This is a genomic window from Chrysiogenia bacterium, from assembly GCA_020434085.1.
Lineage (GTDB): Bacteria > JAGRBM01 > JAGRBM01 > JAGRBM01 > JAGRBM01 > JAGRBM01.
In genome coordinates this window covers 1-18,301 of sequence record JAGRBM010000023.1, presented here as the reverse complement: position 1 = coordinate 18,301, position 18,301 = coordinate 1, and the positions used below count along the sequence as shown (strand labels likewise).

At 62.0% G+C, this 18,301-nt stretch carries 17 protein-coding genes; 11 read left to right on the top strand and 6 right to left on the bottom strand.

All coding sequences use genetic code 11. From position 1 onward, the window contains the following. Nucleotides 1-599: hypothetical protein (locus tag KDH09_00625; protein ID MCB0218170.1), on the bottom strand; the 599-nt coding region annotated here is incomplete at its 3' end. A 49-nt stretch (nt 600-648) separates the two neighbouring features. Here KDH09_00625 and KDH09_00620 point away from each other — a divergent pair. The 6 genes from KDH09_00620 (at nt 649) to KDH09_00595 (ending at nt 6,505) form a co-directional block, all read left to right on the top strand. Then, complete coding sequence (locus KDH09_00620) at nt 649-954, top strand: (2Fe-2S)-binding protein (GenBank protein MCB0218169.1); 306 nt, start codon at nt 649-651, stop codon at nt 952-954. Nucleotides 955-1,361: 407 nt separating this feature from the next. Continuing rightward, on the top strand, nt 1,362-2,105 hold the full coding sequence (locus KDH09_00615; protein MCB0218168.1) for a phosphocholine cytidylyltransferase family protein: 744 nt from the start codon (nt 1,362-1,364) through the stop codon (nt 2,103-2,105). A gap of 75 nt (nt 2,106-2,180) precedes the next feature. After that, on the top strand, nt 2,181-3,449 hold the full coding sequence (locus KDH09_00610; GenBank protein MCB0218167.1) for a CDP-alcohol phosphatidyltransferase family protein: 1,269 nt from the start codon (nt 2,181-2,183) through the stop codon (nt 3,447-3,449). Nucleotides 3,450-3,472: 23 nt separating this feature from the next. Further along, nucleotides 3,473-4,474, top strand: coding sequence for a flippase-like domain-containing protein (locus tag KDH09_00605; protein ID MCB0218166.1), 1,002 nt, complete (start codon nt 3,473-3,475; stop codon nt 4,472-4,474). Next, complete coding sequence (locus KDH09_00600; protein MCB0218165.1) at nt 4,471-5,907, top strand: TolC family protein; 1,437 nt, start codon at nt 4,471-4,473, stop codon at nt 5,905-5,907. The genes KDH09_00605 and KDH09_00600 overlap by 4 nt, the downstream gene beginning before the upstream one ends. Nucleotides 5,908-5,911: 4 nt before the next feature. Further along, on the top strand, nt 5,912-6,505 hold the full coding sequence (locus KDH09_00595) for an ABC transporter substrate-binding protein (GenBank protein MCB0218164.1): 594 nt from the start codon (nt 5,912-5,914) through the stop codon (nt 6,503-6,505). Here the strand turns inward: KDH09_00595 and KDH09_00590 are convergent. Next, entirely contained in the window at nt 6,502-7,551 is a 1,050-nt protein-coding gene (locus KDH09_00590; GenBank protein ID MCB0218163.1) for an NAD-dependent epimerase/dehydratase family protein, read from the bottom strand. The genes KDH09_00595 and KDH09_00590 overlap by 4 nt on opposite strands. A 100-nt stretch (nt 7,552-7,651) precedes the next feature. On the opposite strand from KDH09_00590, the gene ftsH reads away from it, so the two are divergent. From ftsH to KDH09_00575, 3 genes are all read left to right on the top strand, one after another. After that, nucleotides 7,652-9,673, top strand: a complete 2,022-nt coding sequence (ftsH, locus tag KDH09_00585; GenBank protein ID MCB0218162.1) for an ATP-dependent zinc metalloprotease FtsH — start codon at nt 7,652-7,654, stop codon at nt 9,671-9,673. Nucleotides 9,674-9,788: 115 nt separating this feature from the next. Next, a complete protein-coding gene (locus tag KDH09_00580; protein ID MCB0218161.1) occupies nt 9,789-10,223 on the top strand; it encodes a 6-carboxytetrahydropterin synthase in 435 nt (144 codons plus the stop codon). 10 nt (nt 10,224-10,233) lie between these two features. Further along, nucleotides 10,234-10,947 (top strand): SDR family oxidoreductase, encoded by a 714-nt coding sequence (locus KDH09_00575; GenBank protein MCB0218160.1) that lies wholly within the window; start codon nt 10,234-10,236, stop codon nt 10,945-10,947. Here KDH09_00575 and KDH09_00570 read toward each other — a convergent pair. Together KDH09_00570 and KDH09_00565 are read right to left on the bottom strand one after the other, a co-directional pair. Next, the gene (locus KDH09_00570) at nt 10,944-12,239 is read right to left on the bottom strand and encodes a hypothetical protein (protein MCB0218159.1); all 1,296 of its coding nucleotides are present in this window, start codon (nt 12,237-12,239) and stop codon (nt 10,944-10,946) included. The two genes, KDH09_00575 and KDH09_00570, sit on opposite strands and share 4 nt — an antisense overlap. A gap of 88 nt (nt 12,240-12,327) precedes the next feature. Then, nucleotides 12,328-13,329 (bottom strand): isocitrate/isopropylmalate dehydrogenase family protein, encoded by a 1,002-nt coding sequence (locus KDH09_00565; GenBank protein ID MCB0218158.1) that lies wholly within the window; start codon nt 13,327-13,329, stop codon nt 12,328-12,330. Between the two features lie 152 nt (nt 13,330-13,481). On the opposite strand from KDH09_00565, the gene KDH09_00560 reads away from it, so the two are divergent. Both KDH09_00560 and KDH09_00555 read left to right on the top strand, forming a co-directional pair. After that, the gene (locus tag KDH09_00560) at nt 13,482-15,296 is read left to right on the top strand and encodes an acyl--CoA ligase (GenBank protein ID MCB0218157.1); all 1,815 of its coding nucleotides are present in this window, start codon (nt 13,482-13,484) and stop codon (nt 15,294-15,296) included. Then, nucleotides 15,293-15,904 carry a tetratricopeptide repeat protein gene (locus tag KDH09_00555; GenBank protein MCB0218156.1) on the top strand — a complete coding sequence of 204 codons (612 nt, stop codon included), beginning with the start codon at nt 15,293-15,295 and terminating at the stop codon, nt 15,902-15,904. Before KDH09_00560 ends, KDH09_00555 begins: the two co-directional genes overlap by 4 nt. 48 nt (nt 15,905-15,952) lie before the next feature. Here the strand turns inward: KDH09_00555 and KDH09_00550 are convergent, their stop codons facing one another. Then, entirely contained in the window at nt 15,953-17,212 is a 1,260-nt protein-coding gene (locus KDH09_00550) for an LLM class flavin-dependent oxidoreductase (protein MCB0218155.1), read from the bottom strand. A gap of 96 nt (nt 17,213-17,308) precedes the next feature. Next, nucleotides 17,309-18,301, bottom strand: a 993-nt coding sequence (locus KDH09_00545; protein ID MCB0218154.1) for an ABC transporter ATP-binding protein, incomplete at its 5' end; no start/stop codon positions are given.

The window sequence follows — 18,301 nt, the reverse complement described above, 5'->3', positions numbered from 1 at the left end:
TAGAGGTTGTGAATCGGATCCTTTGACTGACCTGCCAGGTGCCAGCAGTCTGACTTCAATTTCTCGAAACGGCGCTCCAACTCGCAGTTGTGCTCCGGGTTGGAAATCATGATTGCTTTACTGGATTCACCCGTACGCCGCTCAATCATATAGGACTCCCCGTCGGCTGTGATCGTGTTCGTCCTGCACTCTGCCGGATCCAGCTCATCAAGGATTTGATCCGCATTCGCCATAAGGCCCTGAGTCTCCAGAGTGACCCAATGACTGACTTTGGGAATCCGTTGCGCACCATGCACGCCTGTCACTTGCACCCATGCTGCCCACTTCACCTGAGTACGGCCATCGAGCATACGCAGCTCTACCACGCTCCTACGATCACTCAAGCTGACGACACTAAAGATTCGATACACCGCGTCGCCGGGTGATATGTGATCGTTGAAGCGGTACCCCTGCGTGCGAAATAGCGATTTCTGATGTTCAAGGTCGTCAAGATTGCCGGTTCTCACAGCAGAAAATCTGCGGGATTCACTCTTCGGTGAACAGGAACCCACGCAGGTGGCCAGCACAATCACCAACAACATGGCGCATCGGACGTTCATACGAGACGGCTTCCTCTTGGCGCTTTCACCCACCACACTACCCCTCACTATGCCGCGAATCACCTTCCCGGATCACTCGTCCATCGACGCCCCATTGGGCTCGGCGCTCCCCGACGCGCTGGGCAGGGCGAAGTATGCCGGGGTCGAGTGGGGTTGCTGCCAGGGGATCTGCGGGACCTGCCGGTTTCGGCCGGGCGCGGGGGCCGAATACCTCAAGCCCCCCACCGCCATGGAGCGGATGCTCCTGGAGCGCCGGGGGGCCAATCCCGGGGAGCGGCTGGCCTGTTTCGTCAAGAAACTGACCGCCGACCTGGAGGTCTGCCCGCCCGGGGAGCCCCAAAAACCCCTCCGCTAGGTCCGTAGCCCCCAAAATCCCGGGTTTTTGGCCCCGCCCGCTGTAAAGTTTTGTAAAGCGAAAAGGCAGCGCAAATCGCTGGGGCCTGCGTACGGGCCTTTACGCGGCGCGTAGCGACTTTCGCGGGCTTTTCCCCTTGATCTGACAGGGGATTTCAGGAATTGTGATTTGGGTCACACTTGATAGCGCCCCCCCCATTGATACAATGGCGGCGCTCCGGGAAAGAGGTTGTCCCCAAGGGTTTTGATGGATAGACTCCGCGCGACCTCGGAACTGGACAGGTCAATCGAGTGACTTGAGAATTTACGGACTCGTTACACAGGGCGGGCGATGCGGGCCTGATTTATTTTTTGGATCGGGTCGCCCCGGGAACAACTGGAACAGCGCGAGTCAGGGAGATCTTCAGCGTGCGAGCAATCATTTTGGCAGCCGGGCAAGGCACGCGACTTCGTCCTCATACAGATAACAGCCCCAAGTGCCTCGTCGAGATCGGCGGGCGCACCATTCTTGAGCACCAGCTCAAGAACTGTCTGGCAGCGGGCATCAAGGAAGTCGTCGTCGTCACCGGATTCAAGTGGGAAGCCGTCGAAGAGCGCCTCAACGGATGGCGCAGCAACGGCCTTGGCCGCCTCGACATCAAGACCGTCTTCAATCCCTTCTGGCGTGAGGCCAACAATCTCATCAGCCTCTGGAGCGCGCGCCACTTCATGGATGACGGATTCATCCTGATCAACGGCGACGATGTGTTCGATCACCAGATCCTCACCCGCGTTCGTTCGGAAAATCACTACAACATCCACGTCTGCATCGATCGCAAGGACAGCTACGATGAAGACGACATGAAGATCCAGCTCGATGGCGATCGCATCCAGCGCATCAACAAGACCATCGCGACCGACAACGCCCACGGCGAGTCCATCGGAATCATGAAGTTCACCAGGGCCGGCGCCGAGCGCCTGCTGCACGAGCTCGAAGACATGGTCCGCGGACAGAACGCCTGCACGGACTGGTACACCAAGGCAATCGAGCGGATCGCCGTGGACGGATACGAAATCGGCACGGTGAACGTCGAAGGCCTGCGCTGGGCCGAGATCGATTTCCCCGAGGACCTGGAATACGTCCGGGATGAGCTCTCGGGACTCGTTCAGTAGACCTGCTCCAAACATTCTGATTCACCCGTCGCGACATCTTTGCGGGAGCGCGACGCTCGTTGCACTGTTTTTAAGATGTCGATCCGAGCCGTTTTTTTTCTTTCCAGCCCCGAGCACGACCCACAGGTTGGCGGTACGCCCGCGCCCTTTGTGCGCGTGGCGGGCGTGGAACTGCTGACCCGCCAGATCCTCACTGCGATCAAGAACGGCGCGGAGAAGGTCTGGATCGCGCCGGGTCCCCATGCCGAGCGCGCCCGCGCCCTGCTCTCTTCAGACCAGCGCCTCAAAGACCAGCCAGTCGAGATCGCGGGCAGCCTTGGCGAAGCCCTCGACCAGGCCGCTGCCGCCGACGAGGGCGGCCGCATGCTCATTGCCGGTCCGGATGTGCTCTTCGGCCCGGACGTGGTGAGCTTCGCCGCTCAGAGCGAGACGATCACCGCGCCGGTTCGCTGGGACGAGGAGCGCGCGCTCTTTTTCGCCCCTGCTTCCGCGCTCCAGGGCCTTGGCGCGGACAAGGCAGCCGAGGCGATTACCGGCGCCCAGCCCATGCACGCCAAAGACCAGCCCTACGACAAGCGCGCCTTCGTGGTTCCCATTGCGAGCCCCGCGGATGTCAAACAGGGCAAGAAGGCGATCTTCTCCATCGTCACCAAGCCCACCAGCGGCTGGGTCTCGCGCAACCTCAATTCGAAGCTCTCCATTCCGCTCTCGAAGTTTCTGAGCGAATATCCGATCACCCCCAACATGATCACGCTGCTTACGACGATCGTCGGGTTCTCATGCTTTCCGTTCCTGATTCGCGGGGACTACTTGGGCACGTTCATGGGCGGCCTGCTCTTCCAGCTTGCCGCCGCCCTGGATCGCAGCGACGGGGAGATCGCGCGCAGCAAGTTCCTGGCAAGCGACATGGGCGAGTGGATCGACACCATCGGCGACAACCTGACCTACATCCTGTTCCTGATCGGTCTGACCATCGGCACGCGCGAGCGTACCGGTCACGACTACATCCTGTGGATCGGCATCGGGCTCATCGTGCTGGCCGCGGTGGTGCTGGGGCTGATGTATCGCTACCTGCTCACGCACACCAAATCCGGGTCGCTCGTCGCCGTCTACAAAGACATGGAAGCCAAATTCGAGGGCAAGGAAAAGCCGCTGACCTACCGCATCCTCGACAAGATCCGCTTCATGGGCAAGCGTGATTTCTATTCCATGCTGGTGTTCGTGCTCTGCGCGTTCAACCTGCTGGAGCTGACCTTCTGGGCCGCCATCATCACCGTCCTTTGCATCCTTGCCTACCTGATGTCCGGCAAATCCAAGCTGCCCACCGCCGACGCAAGTGCGTAGGCCCCTCGGCGAGGCGCCGAAACATGACCGGTAAATCCCTGCGCCGATTCTTGTTGCTGTTTGCGGGAGTGTTACTCCTGAGCGCACTCGTCTGGCGTGCGGGCCCGCAGGACATCCTCGACCAACTGCTCAGCGTGGGCTGGGGCTTCGGCATTTTGCTCCTGCTCTCGCTGGCATGGAACACCACAGCGGCGCTGGCCTGGCGCATGCTCTTCGACCGGAATCACCCCACCATCGGGTGGAAGCGCCTGTGGCACACGCGCCTGGCCGGCGAAGCGGTCAACACCCTCACGCCCTTCCTCAACCTCGGCGGCGAACCCGTCAAGGTCTGGCTGCTCAAGGAACACCTGGACGGTGATCAGGGCGCGACCTACGTCGTTCTCGACAAAACGATCTATTTTCTGGCCAGCCTGCTCTACATGGCGAGCGGTCTGCTGCTGGGTTTTCTCGTCTTCACCGGCGAGCCCATGATTCTCGGGGCGGCCTGCGCCCTCCTGACTGTCTGGTTAGTAGCGATCGGCTGGATCATCCGCCGTCAGCGCAAGGGCCACACAATTCTCGGGTTCATGAATCTTCTCGAAAAAATCGGCGTAAAATTTTCCCATGAGCGACGTGAGCGCATGGAGCGGATCGATGCCGACCTGGCCGCGTTCTGGGAAACCCACCAGATTCGCTTTCTTATGGCCCTCTCGCTGCATTTCCTGGGGCGCGTGTTCCGGGCCGTGGACGTGTGGGTAATCGCCTGGTTGCTGGGTATGGATATGAATTTTCTTGCGGCGTATGTGATCTCCGCCGCAGCCGTAATCATCAATGCTGCGTTTTCATTTATCCCTGGAGCGCTGGGGGCCTACGAAGGTGGCCATGGCCTGCTGCTGAAATCCCTGGGCCTCGGAATGGAAGGTGGTGTATCCATGGGCATACTGCGCCGCGTGCGAACACTGACCTTTGCGGGACTGAGCTACCTGTTGCTAGTCTTCCGTCCGGACACGGGGAACGCCCCAGCCGAAGAAGGAGTCGAATCGTGAAGCGTCTGCTGGAACTACTCATGCTTGTCTTGCTGCTCGGGCGGCTGGTCCTTGTGCCACATCCCGCGCTGGCGCAGGACAGTGGGGATTCCGAGGATGCTGATTCCGAGGTTGCCGAGGAAGTCGACCCCACTGAGACCGAGATCGTCAAAATGAGCCTCGAAGAAGCCATGGCCGTGGCAGTCGAACGCAGCGAGGAGATTGAAGCCGCGCGCGCGGCGCGCGCGGTCTCCGAGAGCTACATCGACCAGGCCAAGCGCGCCCGCTGGCTCCCCATCGCGAACCTGACCTATACCTTCACCGGAATCACCGAGGCCCGCGGCGACATCTTCTACTCGCCGGACTCCGACCAGGACTTCATCGACAAAATCGGCCCCTTCAACCGCGTGCAGCTCGACATCATCCAGCCGATCTATACCTTCGGAAAGCTTGACGCCGCCCTCAAGCGCGCGACCGCCGGCGTGCAGGTGGCAGAGGCCGACTACGACGCCAAGGTCCGCGAAATTCGCGAACGCATCAAGATGGCCTACTGGGGCGTCTTGCTGGGGCGCGACGCCTGGAAGATTTTGACCGACGTGCAGAAGAATCTGGACAAGGCCTACGACTCCATCAAGGAAAAACTCGAGGCCGAGACCGGCGAGGTCACCAACGTGGACCTCTACAAGATTGAGCTTTTCCGCGCGCGCCTCTCCGCACGCATCGAGGAACTCAACCAGAAGCTCGGCATCGCCCGGCGCACGCTCAAACGCATGCTGGGCCTGCAGGCCAACCAGCAGTTCAAGCCCGCCGACCGCAGCCTCAAACCGCCGAAGGAAGAGCTTCAGTCCCTCGACTATTACATCGACAGCGCGATGCATAACCGCTTGGAGATGCGCAAGGTGCGCTCGGGGATCGACGCGCGCGTTGCGGAGATGCAGGAAGCGCGCGCCAACATGTACCCCGATATTTTCATCGGCGGCCACCTGGAGTGGTCGAATGCCCCCAACCGCGAGAACCTGACGAATCCCTTCATCGGCGATACGTTCAACAACTTTGCGGCCGGCCCCTTCCTGGGCCTGCGCTGGGACTTGTCCCTGCATCGCAAGTACGCGGAATACAAGACGGCCAAGGCCAAGCTCCTTGAAATGGAAGCCACCCAGGCCGCCGCCGAGTTCGGATTCTCCCTGAAAGTCGAAGACGCCTATCTTGAGGCCGTCCGCGCCCAGAAGGCCCACGACGCGCTCACCCGGGCGCTGCGCTCTGCCAAAAAATGGTTCCGCTCCACCACCCTGAACTTCAACATCGGTGTCACCGGCACCGATGAATTGCTCAATGCCTATGGTTCCTACGTGGACTTGCGCGGCACCTATCTGGAGGCGGTGTTCGACTACCACTCAGCCTACTCCAGGCTCAAGGAAGAAGCCGCGCTTCCGCTGCCCGTCACCGAGGAGTAATCACGTGAAGAAACTACTCACCGCCACTCTCAGCCTCATGTTTGTCCTGGTTGCCGTTCGCACAGCTTCGGCCGAGGCCTCGCCCATGGCGATCCTGCGCGATCGCGACAAGGAAGTGCGCACCTTCCTCAAGCAGAACCCCCTGCCGCTGGATGCGAAGAAGCGCGCGCACATCGAGGACGTGCTCAGCGAGCTGTTCGACTACGAATACATTGCGATGGAATCCCTTGGACGACACAGCAAGGGCATTCCCCAGGCCAAGCTCAAGGACTACATCGACGTCTTCACCAAGGTGACACGCCGCAACGCCTCTTCCGAGGAATCTCTCAAGACCCTGCTCGAGGGCGAGATCAACTACGAAGGCGAAGAGGTCGACGAGAACGGGAACACCATCGTCAGCACACTCATCATCAAGAACGATGAAGAGATCATGATGGAATACGTCTTTCGCAAAAAAGGCAAAGAGTGGCAGATCATCGACTACATTCTCGACGATGTGGGCTTGATCGAAAACTACAAGAGTTCCTTCGGCCAGATCATCACCGACCACGGGTTCGATGATCTGGTGCGCCGCCTGCGCGAAAAGCTCGATAGCTAGACTTCGCTGAATTTGACGTGGCGCTCGGGCTCGAAGTCGAGCTCGTGTTTCGCGCGCTCCCCGGAGAGAACGCAGTTGTAACGCAGCGGCGCTGCGCTCAACGGGAAGCGGTGTTTGTTCCAGCGCACGCGCCGAACCGCTTCCCATGCCGTTTCGATAGCAAATTCCGGCACCGGCACCCTTGGATGCCCGGCCAGTTCCACAAATTCCCCGATCGTCTTGGTATCGCGCCCCGCAATATTGAATACGCCTGCGACAGGCTGCCTGATGCTGCGCTGAAGCGCCCGCACGACATCCGTCGAGTGAATCAGGTTAATGAGCGGATCAGTTCCCGAAATATAGGGGCACACCGGGGAGTCCAGATAGTAGGCGAAGAACGAATGCACGTTGCGCCCGATCATGTAGGTCGGCCGCAGCACGATCACCTGCAACTTGGAGCCGCGTGCCATCTCTTCCTGACAGAGCAGGTCGGCATCGACGAGGTCGCGCACGAAGGGCTCGGCATCGGGATTGTAGTTGAGCGGGCTGTCCTCATGGATCACTTCCACGTGCCCGCGCGGCAGTCGATAGACCTTCGCACTGGAGAGAAAGACAAACTTCTTGACGCTCGGCGTCTCGCGCGCGATCTCCAGCAGGTTCTGGGTGCCCCGAATGTTGTAGTCGCGTGCGCCCGAATGCGCGTCGGAACGCCCGACCTGGAAGGCCAGGTGGACGATCGTGTCGATTTTGGCCTGCAGGAATTCCTCACTCTTGCAGAGCTCGAGCAACTTGCGGTCGTTGGTCGGCGCGCAAGTGCGGAAGACGAAGCGCTTGGGATCGAAGTCCCTGAAATAGTAGGGCACCTCGCGTCGCGAGAGCGCCCAGATCTGCCCAATGGACTTGTCGTAGAGCAGACGCTCGCAGAGCTGGCGCCCCAGTGTGCTGGTCGCGCCCGTAATCAGGACATTGTGCTTTTTCGCCGCGGCTTTGCCGGTCTTCTTCTTTGCTGCCTTCTTGCGTTTCTTTGTGGCCGCTGGCTTGCTGGAATTTTCGCTGGCTGTCGGCACCTGAACTCCCCTCCCGATTTGCCTTCATGCGCGGGTGCGCCTTCGGGGAGTATGAAGCCTTGCCTTCGGCCCCTTCAAGACCCAGAGTAAGATCGAGATGATGAATCGGTGGAACAGCCTGGCTACTCCTCCCCGTGCGCCCCGCAATGAGGGCGACCCCCAGCGCAACCCGCGCCAGCCCGACGGATCCGGAGAGACCCCGCCGCCCAAACGCGGCAATTCTCCGCTGATCTGGCTGCTGCTGGTATTTACCCTGCTATTCTGGGCCCAGCAGTATTGGGCAACCCGCGACATCCAGCGCATCGGCTACAGCGAATTCAAGAACGAAGTGCGCGCCGACAAGATCGCAACCGTCCGCGTCTCGGGCGAACGCATCACCGGCGAGTTCAAGCTTCAGCCCGGAGAGCAGCCCGAAGAGCCCGCGGAGCAACCCACAACGCCGCAAAAGCCTGAAGACCTGATCAAGCTGCCCGGCTCAGGAGCAGATGAGCGCCCGCACGGCAAGCGCTTCTATACCGTGCGCCTTACAGAGGACGAGGAACTGCTGCCCCTGCTCGACAAGCACGATGTAAAGTACGACATCGAGCTCTCGACCACCTGGCTCTCCCAGCTCATTTCCTGGGTGGCGCCGCTTCTCATCCTTGTCCTGATCTGGAGTTTCTTCTTCCGCAAGATGTTCGCGGGCGGCGGGCCCGGTGCCGGCATCCTTTCCTTCGGCAAGAGCCGCGCGCGCATGAACACTGAAACCCAGGTCCACGTCACCTTTGCCGACGTGGCTGGAATCGAAGAGGCCAAGGCCGAGCTTTCCGAAGTCGTGGATTTCCTCAAGCAGCCCGAGAAATACACCAAGCTGGGCGCCAAGATTCCCAAGGGGATCCTGCTGACCGGCGCGCCGGGCACCGGAAAGACCCTGCTGGCCCGCGCCGTCGCGGGTGAGGCTGCCGTACCCTTCTTCAGCCTTTCGGGATCGGAATTTGTTGAGATGTTCGTGGGCGTTGGCGCGGCCCGCGTGCGCGACCTGTTCGAGCAGGCCAAGAAGAATGCCCCCTGCATCGTCTTTGTCGACGAAATCGATTCCATGGGCGGCCGCCGCGGCGTCAATCCGGTTGCCGGCGGCGATGAGCGCGAGCAGACGCTCAATCAGCTCCTGGCCGAGATGGACGGCTTCGAGCCCAACTCCGGCGTGATCCTGCTGGCCGCGACCAACCGGCCCGACGTGCTCGACCCGGCCCTGCTGCGCGCCGGGCGTTTCGACCGTCACATCATTGTCGACAGCCCCGACGTGCGCGGCCGCGAGGCCATTCTCAAAGTCCACACCCGCGACGTGCAGCTCGAATCCGATGTGGACCTGCGCAAGCTGGCCGGCCGCACCCCCGGCTTTGTCGGCGCCGACCTGGCAAACCTCATCAACGAAGCGGCACTTACCGCTGCACGCGTTGGGCATACCAAAGTCTCCGAAGCGGATCTTGATTCCGCACTCGATCGCATCACCACGGGGCTCGAGCGCAAGAGCCGCGTCATGAACCCGCACGAGCGCGAAGTTGTGGCCCATCACGAGGCGGGTCACGCCCTGGTTGCCGCGTCGCTTCCCAACACCGACCCGGTGCACAAGATCAGCATCATCCCGCGTTCCATCGGCGCGCTGGGCTTTACCCAGCAGCAGCCCACCGAGGACCGCTACCTCATCAGCCGCGAGGAATTGAAGGCCCGTCTCGTCGTGCTGCTGGGCGGCCGCACTGCCGAGGAACTGATCTTCGGGGAAGTCACCACGGGAGCATCCGACGATCTGAGCCGCGCAACGCAGATGGCGCGCGCCATGGTCACGCGCTTTGGCATGAGCGAGAAGCTCGGGCTTCGCGCCTACGACGAGGAAAAGAATCCTTACCTGGGCGTCACCCAGCGCGGCGACTACGGCGACGGCACCGCCGACCTGATCGACGGTGAGGTGTCCCAGATTCTCGACGAAGCCCACGAACGGGCCCGGGAGATCCTGACCCGGCGCAAGGACCGGCTCATCGAGATCGCAAAGCGCCTGCTGGACGTCGAGCATCTCGAAGGCGAGGACCTCGATGCCCTGCTGGCCCCCGAGAGTCCGGACGCCGGACAAGCCACCAGCGCCTGAGTCAGACGTCTTTCAAGCCCCGGGACAGGGGCCGTTGCCAGCCACCGCGATCATTCCTAAGATGGGGCCTCCCTGATTGTCACTGGAGACGAGAGGGGCCAGAGAAGGTTTTGCCATGATCCTGACACGGGAATTTCGATTTGAGGCCTCCCACAGCATCCCCAACCACGGGGGGCTGTGCAATCGCATTCACGGCCACTCCTACAACCTGTTCATCTCGGTGGAGGGCACCGTCGACGCCGAGACCGGCATGCTCATCGACTTCGACGACATGAGCCGCCACGTCGAGCGCGAGGTAATGGGCAAGCTCGACCACGGCTTCCTCAATGACTACATCCCGCTGCCCACCTGCGAGGCGATCGCCGTATGGATCTGGGAAAAGCTCAAGCCCGTCGTTCCCGAGCTCTCGGAGATCAAACTCTACGAGACCGTGGACGCCTGCGCGATCTACCGGGGCGAGAAGGCGGACGCCGACGCGGTTGCCCGCGCGACCGAGCCCTTCGAGCAGACCGCCACCAACCCGCCCCGCCCCGAAATCAAGATCGTCTGAGCACACCCCCATGGAGCAGACCCACGCCGGCCGCGTTGCCCTGGTCACCGGTACCTCGCGAGGGATCGGTCGGGCCATCGCCCGTCACCTCGTAGCCCGCGGCGCGCGGGTCTTTGGAACCGGCCGCGACAAGGCCGCCCTTGCGAGGCTTGCCGATGAGCTCAATGCCAAAGAGACCCGTTTTGTCTTTGCCCACGGCGACCTCTCCGACGCGGCGTTCTGCGAGTCGCTGCCCTGGCAGTGCGTGGACGACCTGGGTGCACTCGACATCCTGATCAACAACGCCGGCATCAACCAGGTCGCGCGCATCGAGGACCTGGAGCTGGAGCAGTGGGAAGAACTGTTGCGAGTGAACCTCACCGCGCCCTTCATCCTGACCAAGGCGGCCTGGCCGCACCTCAGAAAATCCAAACACGCGATCATCGTGAATGTTTCGAGTGTCTCGGCAATGGTGGGGCTGCCCAAGTTCCCGGGCTTTGCCGGTTACTGCGCCAGCAAGTATGGGCTGCAGGGGCTCACGGATGTGAGCTGCGCCGAGGGCAAGGCTGACGGTATTCGCGTCGTCGCTGTGCAGCCGGGCTCGACCGACACCGACATGCTGCGCGACTCACTCCCTGATGCACAGCCGCAACTCGCCCCCGAGGACGTGGCCGATGTGGTGGGGTATCTCACCTCGGATGCCGCAAGGAAGGTCAACGGCGCCACGATCGAGATTTTTCCCTAACCGCGCGCCTTTGTTGCGGGTTCGACGGGAATATCACCGCCCGAGAAGCGTTTCTCCAGAAACACCATCAAGTCCCTAAAGCGCGCGTAGGCCTCGCGCCATTCGCCGATGACGCGCGCCTGCTGGTCGCGCGGCAGATCAAATGCCAGTCTCGTGAGCGCTTCGTTGAAGTGGACTTCGCACTCACTGTCGACGGGGCCCTGCCCGCGTTCGGGCGAGCTCGGCCGAAAATTGTGGTAGCAGGCCCACACTTCGTGCGCGGTGACGCGGGTGTGGGCGAAGGCATCGAGAATCAGGCGATCAGCCGGGGTGCGATCGGATTCCATGGTGAGGGCCAGAATCAGGCTGGCCAGTTGCGCATTCGCGGCGGGATGAACCGGGCCTTCGCCCTCGACACTCATTTGCAGGTCCAGATAGCGCCAGCCCATTGCGTCCCAGAAGGGTTCGAGGTGATCGTAGAACGCGCCGCCGGTCTGGCGGACCTGCGCAACGATCTGCATGAGCTCGTCCACCTGCTGCTGGCTCGCATAGCCCTGCAGCGAGACGGCGATTTCCTCAAGGGCGCCCGAGAAGAGCAGGTTGTACTCTCCCTCGTCCTTTGGTGGGGTGCTCAGCGGGACGCCCAGATAGTTCTGCCAGATCTCCAGCAGGGAACCGGGCTCGGAGGGGTCGTAAGTCAGCGTCGGGATGTTCCAGTGGCGAAAAATGCGGAACCGAAAATCGAAGGTGACCTTTTCCATTCGGGTTACTTCGCGCCCGACGAAGGGGTTGTGCACGAACTCGCTGAAATCGTCGGCGGCCGCATCGTCGAGGTTCAGGTCCAGCACCTCACCCGAAGGCGCCGGCCCCAGATCCGCCGGCTTTAAACGCTCGGTCTGCTTCTGCGCGATCATCAGCGCATGGCGCCGAATCTCCACGCTGGAGTCTTCCAGCGCCAGGTCGTCGTCATCTTCCACCGCCTCGTCGCCAAAGTGCACGAAATAACAATCGGCCACTTCCTGGACGAGATCCGGCAAATCCGCGTCGTCGGAGAAGGTCTCGTGCCTGCCGCGACCCAGGACGTAGTCGCTCTCCATTCCACCCTGCGCGAGCGGGCCGTAGAGTTCGTTGAATTTGGCGGTAAGTTCGGCGGCGTCGGCGATCTGCTCGACTTTGTCGAGTGCGGCCTTGCGCCCCTCTACGTAGTAGCGCAGGTAATAACCGCCACCCCCCATCGCGGGCGTGTCGACAATCACATGCAATTTGGGGCCGGGTCGTCCGATGAACTGCACCCAGCTTTGAGAGGGAATCATGATTTTCCAGCACCCCGCCAGGACCGGACGTGCGAAGCCTACCCGAATGCGCGGGCTCTCACCAAGCCTGCCTGCCTCAACGCCTGCTTCAAAGCGATGCGATCAGGTGCTCGGTGAAATCCTTTGTACCCGCCTTGCCGCCCAGATCACCTGTCAGCTTCGCGGGCTCGCCCTCATAGACCTTTTTCAGGCCCTCGCGGAGCCGCGAGGCGGCCTGCCGCTCTTCGAGATGATCGAGCATCATCGCCGCCGAGAGCAGCATGGCGGTCGGGTTGGCAATGCCTTTGCCAGCAATATCGGGCGCCGATCCGTGAACGGGTTCGAAAACCGCCGCATTGAGGCCGATGTTCGCGCCCGGGCACACGCCCAGCCCGCCAACCAGCCCGGCTGTCAGATCCGAGAGAATATCGCCGAAAAGATTCTCCATCAGCAGCACGTCATAGCGGCCCGGATTCGCGACGATGGACATGCACACATTGTCGACGAGGGCTTCCTCGTATTCGATCTCCGAATAATCGGCCGCAACCTTGCGAATGCAATCGAGAAAGAGCCCGTCGGAGAGCTTCATGATGTTGGCCTTGTGAACCGCTGTCACTTTCTTGCGACCGCCGGAGCGCGCCTGTTCAAACGCAAAGCGCGCGATGCGGGTTGAGGCCTTTTCGGTAATGACCTTGATCGACTCCACGACGCCCGGCGCAATCACGTGCTCGATGCCCGAATAGAGATCCTCTGTATTCTCGCGCACGAGAATGAGATCCACGTCGGGATAGGGAGTCTGGATCCCGGGAAGCTTGAGCACGGGTCGCAGGTTCGCGTACAGGTCGAGCATTTTGCGCAACGTGACGTTCGCGCTGGGAAGGCCCTTGCCCACCGGCGTGGTGATGGGGCCCTTGATTGCCACTTTCGCGTTGGTGATGGCGTCGCCCACGTATTTGGGCATGAGCGTGCCGTATTTCTCGGCCACCTGCTCTCCGGCGAGCACCTCTTCCCACTCGATCGCAACGTCCAGCGCCTCGATCACCGCCGTCATGGCCTCGCTGATTTCCGGCCCGATCCCGTCGCCGGGGATGAGGACCACGTGATGAGCCATATCGCCTGCCTTTCCGCTTCTCCCGCGGGGTAAGTCCGACTCAACGGTGACACGCCGCGCGCGCGTCGCCAAGGGCGTCGCGCCCTTCCACGTCGGAGCCTGCCGCGCTACGGTAGCACCCGACCGCAGATTGCACGGGGGACAGCGCCACCATGGCAGACCAACTCGACGCCACCACGCTCGCCAACATCGAAAAGGCCCACCGGGCTGCCGGGAAGCCCGACGATCTCTCGGATCTTCCCTTTCCCAACATCGGCGCGCTTCTGAAGAAACGCCTGGCTGAGCGTCCCGACGAGATTTTTCTCCACCACGCCAACGACACCGCCGGCGAGGAGAAGACGCTTACCTACCGGCAGTTCGTTGCAGAGGTCGCGCGGGCGACCAATTTCCTGCATGCCCACGGCGTCGAGCGCGGTGACACGGTTGCGACCATTGCCCACAACCACTGGCAGACGGTCGTCCAGTATTTCGCCTGCTGGTTCACCGGCGTGCGGGTCATGCCGCTGGTGGCGCCCGACGTCAAGAACACCGAAGAGAAATATCAGCGCGAGTGTCTGGAGGACTGGTCCTTCAAGATCGACAACGCCGGCGCGGAGCTCGCGCTGGTGCGCGCCGAGTACTACGAGCGCGCGCGTCCCCTGCTGAATCAGTGCAACGGTCTTCGCGAGATGATTCCCGTGGGTGCTGCGGTCGACGGCGCGCCCGATGAATTCACCGCCATCTGTGCGAACCTGCCCGAAGACCTCGTCATTCCCGATGAACCCCTGGCCACCGACCCGGCGCTGATCGTCTACACCTCCGGCACGACGGGCAAGCCCAAGGGCGTGGATCTCTCCCAATGCCATCTGATTTACGATGCGCAGGGGATTGCCGCGTGGTGCGGCGCGAGTTCGGAAGAAGGCGGCCATCGCTTCATGTGCGTACTGCCCATTCACCACGTCAACGGCATCGTGGTCACGCTGGTAACACCGCTCTTTGTGGGTGGTTCGACCCTGCTCAACCGCGCATTCAAGCCTGATGCATTCTGGGCACGACTTGAGAGCGGCAAGATCCAGACGGTCTCCGTCGTTCCGACGCTGCTCCACACCCTCGCTGAAAAGGCCGAAGATCTTGCCAAGCGCGACCTCGGCGCGCTGGAGCGCATTATCTGCGGCGCGGGCCCGCTCTCGGTCAAGCTGGCGCGGGAGTTTACCGACACCTTCGATCTGCGCATCGCCCATGGCTACGGGCTCTCGGAGACAACGTGTTATTCCTGCGGGCTTCCGGGTTCGATGAGCGACGATCTCTACGAGGAAGTCATGCACGGATGGGGCTTCCCCTCCATCGGCGTTCCCATCGAACAGAATGAGATGGCGATTCTCAGCCCCGGCACCGGCGAGCCCGTTGCCGCAAGCGCCTCGCCCGAGAACATCGAAAAGGGCGAGATCTGTATTCGCGGGCAGAACGTCATGAACGGCTACTTCAAGCGCCCCGACGCCAACGCCGATGCCTTCAAGGGCGGCTGGTTTCATTCGGGCGACGAGGGTTTCTGGATCGAGCGCGAGGGCAAGCCCTACTTTTTCATTACGGGCCGCATCAAGGAACTCATCATCCGCGGCGGCGTGAATATTTCTCCCTACGAGGTCGATGAGATCATTCAGGCGCTGCCCGGCGTGGCCAAGGCCCTGGCCGTCGCCGTGCCGAGCAAGCACTACTCCGAGGAAGTCGGCGCCTATGTGCAGCTTGAAGAAGGCGCGAGCCTGAGCGCCGAGCAGGTGCTGCGCGAGGGATTCGAGAAGCTGGGCTTTGCCAAGTGCCCGAAATTCGTTTTCTTCGCCCACGAAGTGGGGATCGACGTGCCCTACACCACCACGGCCAAGCCCCAGCGCATTCTGTTGCAGGAAAAGCTCTCCGAGGCCGGACGCTTCGAGGGCCTCGATGAGATACAATGGCGCTCGGCTGATTTTCAGAAGGAGATCGGACTTTGAGAGCGCTGCGCGGATTTCTGTGTGTTGCGGCCGTCCTGCTGCTCGGCGGGATCGGAAGTCCGGCACGCGCGCAGGAAGCGCCGGCCCCCGAGCAGAATCCGATCGAGCGTGCCAGCGACGTCATCGGCGGAATCGGCAAGTGCCGCCAGCCCGGCGCCAATCCACTCAATGCCACCTGCTCCATCCAGCTTTTCCATGAAGCAGGCGAGATCCTGCGCGCTGCCGGGGTCGAACCCGAAGCCGCGCCCAACGTCTGGTGGACGATCTATGAGGGCCTGGGAACGGGCTTCGCCCAGCTCGGCAAGTTCGACAAGGCGCTGAGCTTCTACAAGCTTGCCGGCGCCATTACGAAAGCGCCGCCGCGTGCCCGCGAAGAATCGGCCTACTATGTGGGGCGCGTCCAGCACGAGCTGGGTATGATCGACGAAGCGCTGCACACCTATGACACGCTGTTCACGAAGAACAACGCCTGGATCGAGCAGGCCGAGCGCGATCCGCTGCTGGCCGACCTGCGCCGCACCGAGCAGTGGCAGAACATGATGCGCTACTACATCAAGGTGCAGCAGCGCGAAAAGGGCGCATCGCCGCCCGCGAAACCCGAGGAATAGAATGGGCGGCCAATGGGCCGCCCGTTTCGTATGTGTCCCGACGGCCCGTCATGGAGCTGCGGCGGCGCGGATGACTTCCTTCACTTCGGGATTGGGATCGTATTTTCGCTTCTCCAATGCCCGGGCGATGGCATCGGCCAGCCGCTCGTTCTTTTCCTTCTGGTGGGCGTCTTCGCGCTCCTTGAATTCGGGCATCACTTCCTTGGCGAATAGCTCCATGGAAGCGCAGATGTCCTCGTGCCTGGTCTGGCCGGTCTGCGCGACGAAGATGATCTGGTCGACACCTGCCTTCTCGTAGCGGCGGCACAGCTCGCGCACCTGATCGGGCGTGCCAATGGCGCCGCGCAGCGCGCCCAGGCCCTTCTGCAGCATCTTGGCCCCCAGTGGCAGGCCCTTGGTGTCCTGAATCACCTCGCGCGAGAACCCGAACTGCGCGCGGCGCTGCTCGAATTCCTCTGCAATATTGGTCTTGCCGGGCCTGTGGGTGCCAAAGACGTAGTAGTGAGCCAGCGAGTAGCCGAAGAAATGTGCGCCGTCGATCCCGCGCTCGACGGCTTCGTCCTCGTTTTTGTGACACATGAATGGAATCGTCAGCGCGATGTTGGGATTGACGTTGTAGCCGATGGGATCGCAGCTAGATTCGATGGTTTTGTAATAGTCGTCGACCCATTCCTTCGCTTCTTCGGGTTCAATAAAGCTGAAGCTGAGCGCTCCCATCCCACGCTCGGCGGCCATGTGGATCGTCTCGCGGCGTGAACACGCCACCCACAGCGGCGGGTGGGGTTTCTGTTTGGACTTGGGCATCACGTTGCGCGCGGGCATGTTGACGTATTTGCCCTCGAAACCCGTAAAGGGAGATTCAACCAGCATCCGCGTGGCAGCGGAGACGCCTTCCTCCCACATCGCGCGCTTTTCCTTGCGGTTGATCCCGAAACCGCCGAGTTCGGCTTCCGAAGAAGACTCCCCGGTGCCCCACTCCACGCGCCCGCCGCTGATCAGATCAAGCGTGGCAATGCGTTCGGCGCAGCGTGCGGGATGGTTGAACCCCGGCAACATGAGCATGATGCCGTGGCCCAACCGAATCTGTTTGGTGCGCTGACTTGCCGCCGCGAGAAATACTTCGGGCGCCGAAGAGTGGGAGTATTCCTCAAGAAAGTGATGCTCGACTTCCCAGACGTAGTCGAAGCCCAGCTTGTCGGCGAGCTCGACCTGATCGAGCGCGTTCTTGAGCAGGGTCTCCATCCCGTCGGTGTCATCCTCGGGCCAGGGCCTGGCAATCTGGTGCTCGTAGAAGATTCCGAACTTCATCTCTCGCTCCCTTCAATTGCTCCGGTCGGACTCAACTGTAACGATCGTTCCAGTGACCCGCAAGACAATCCTGTAAGTGCTTGAAATTACAGGATTTTAGGGAGTGCCTTCAGGTGCTGAGGATGCGCATTCTGGAGCAAGCCCAACAAGCTTCCCGTTATCGAGGCGCAGCTTCTGATCGGCCAGGTCGAGCAGATCGCTCTCGTGGGTCACCACCAGAAGGGTTCGGCGACCGTGTTCCTCCCCCAGCGTTTCGAGAATTCGCCCGCGGTGTCCGGCGTCGAGAAACACCCCGGGCTCGTCGAGCGCCAGCACCGGCGCGTCGCTCAGCAGCGCGCGGGCCAGCGAGAGCCGCTCGCGCTCGCCGCCCGAGAGGGCCTTGCCGCCCTCGCCGATATCCAGATCAAGTCCCGATTGCTCGCGCCCGATACGCTCGGCAAGCGCCGCGCGCGCAAGCGCATGCCAGAGTTCTTCGTCGCTCGCATCGGGCTTTGCAAGCAGCAGGTTCTCGCGCACCGTGCGCTCGGGAAAGATCGGCTCCTGCGTCACCAGCGCGCACAGACCCTTGAGGGTTCCCGGCGCGCCGTCGCGCAGGATCTCCCCGGCTTTTGGGCGCTCGGCCCCCAGCAGCAGCTTGAGTAGCGTGCTTTTCCCCTGCCCGGATTCACCGGTGATCGCAACCCACTCTCCGGCGCGAAGCTGGAGGTCCGCCCCGCGCAGCACTTCGTGCGAATCGTCGTAGGAAAACTCCAGCGCGCGTGCCTCCAGTGTCGAAAAGCCCCGCGGCGCCTCTTCGGCGGCGCTCTCTTCCTGCAGGAATTCTAACGCGGCGGCCGTTGCCACGCGCCCGCGCGCAAGCTGCGGGAGGAGCCGCGCCAGTTCAGCCACCGGCGAGTAGAGCAGGAAGAGCAGCGGGATCGCCCCGATCATCGCGCCGGGCTCCAGGGACTCGGCCCCGAAGAGCAGCACCGCCAGCACGCCCGCGATGCGGATGAACTCGGTCGCCTGCGACCCGAAGGCCGAGTAGCGCGTGCTGGAGAGCGCCTGCGCGTAACCGGCGCGAAGCTGACGTGCAAGGGCGTCCACCGC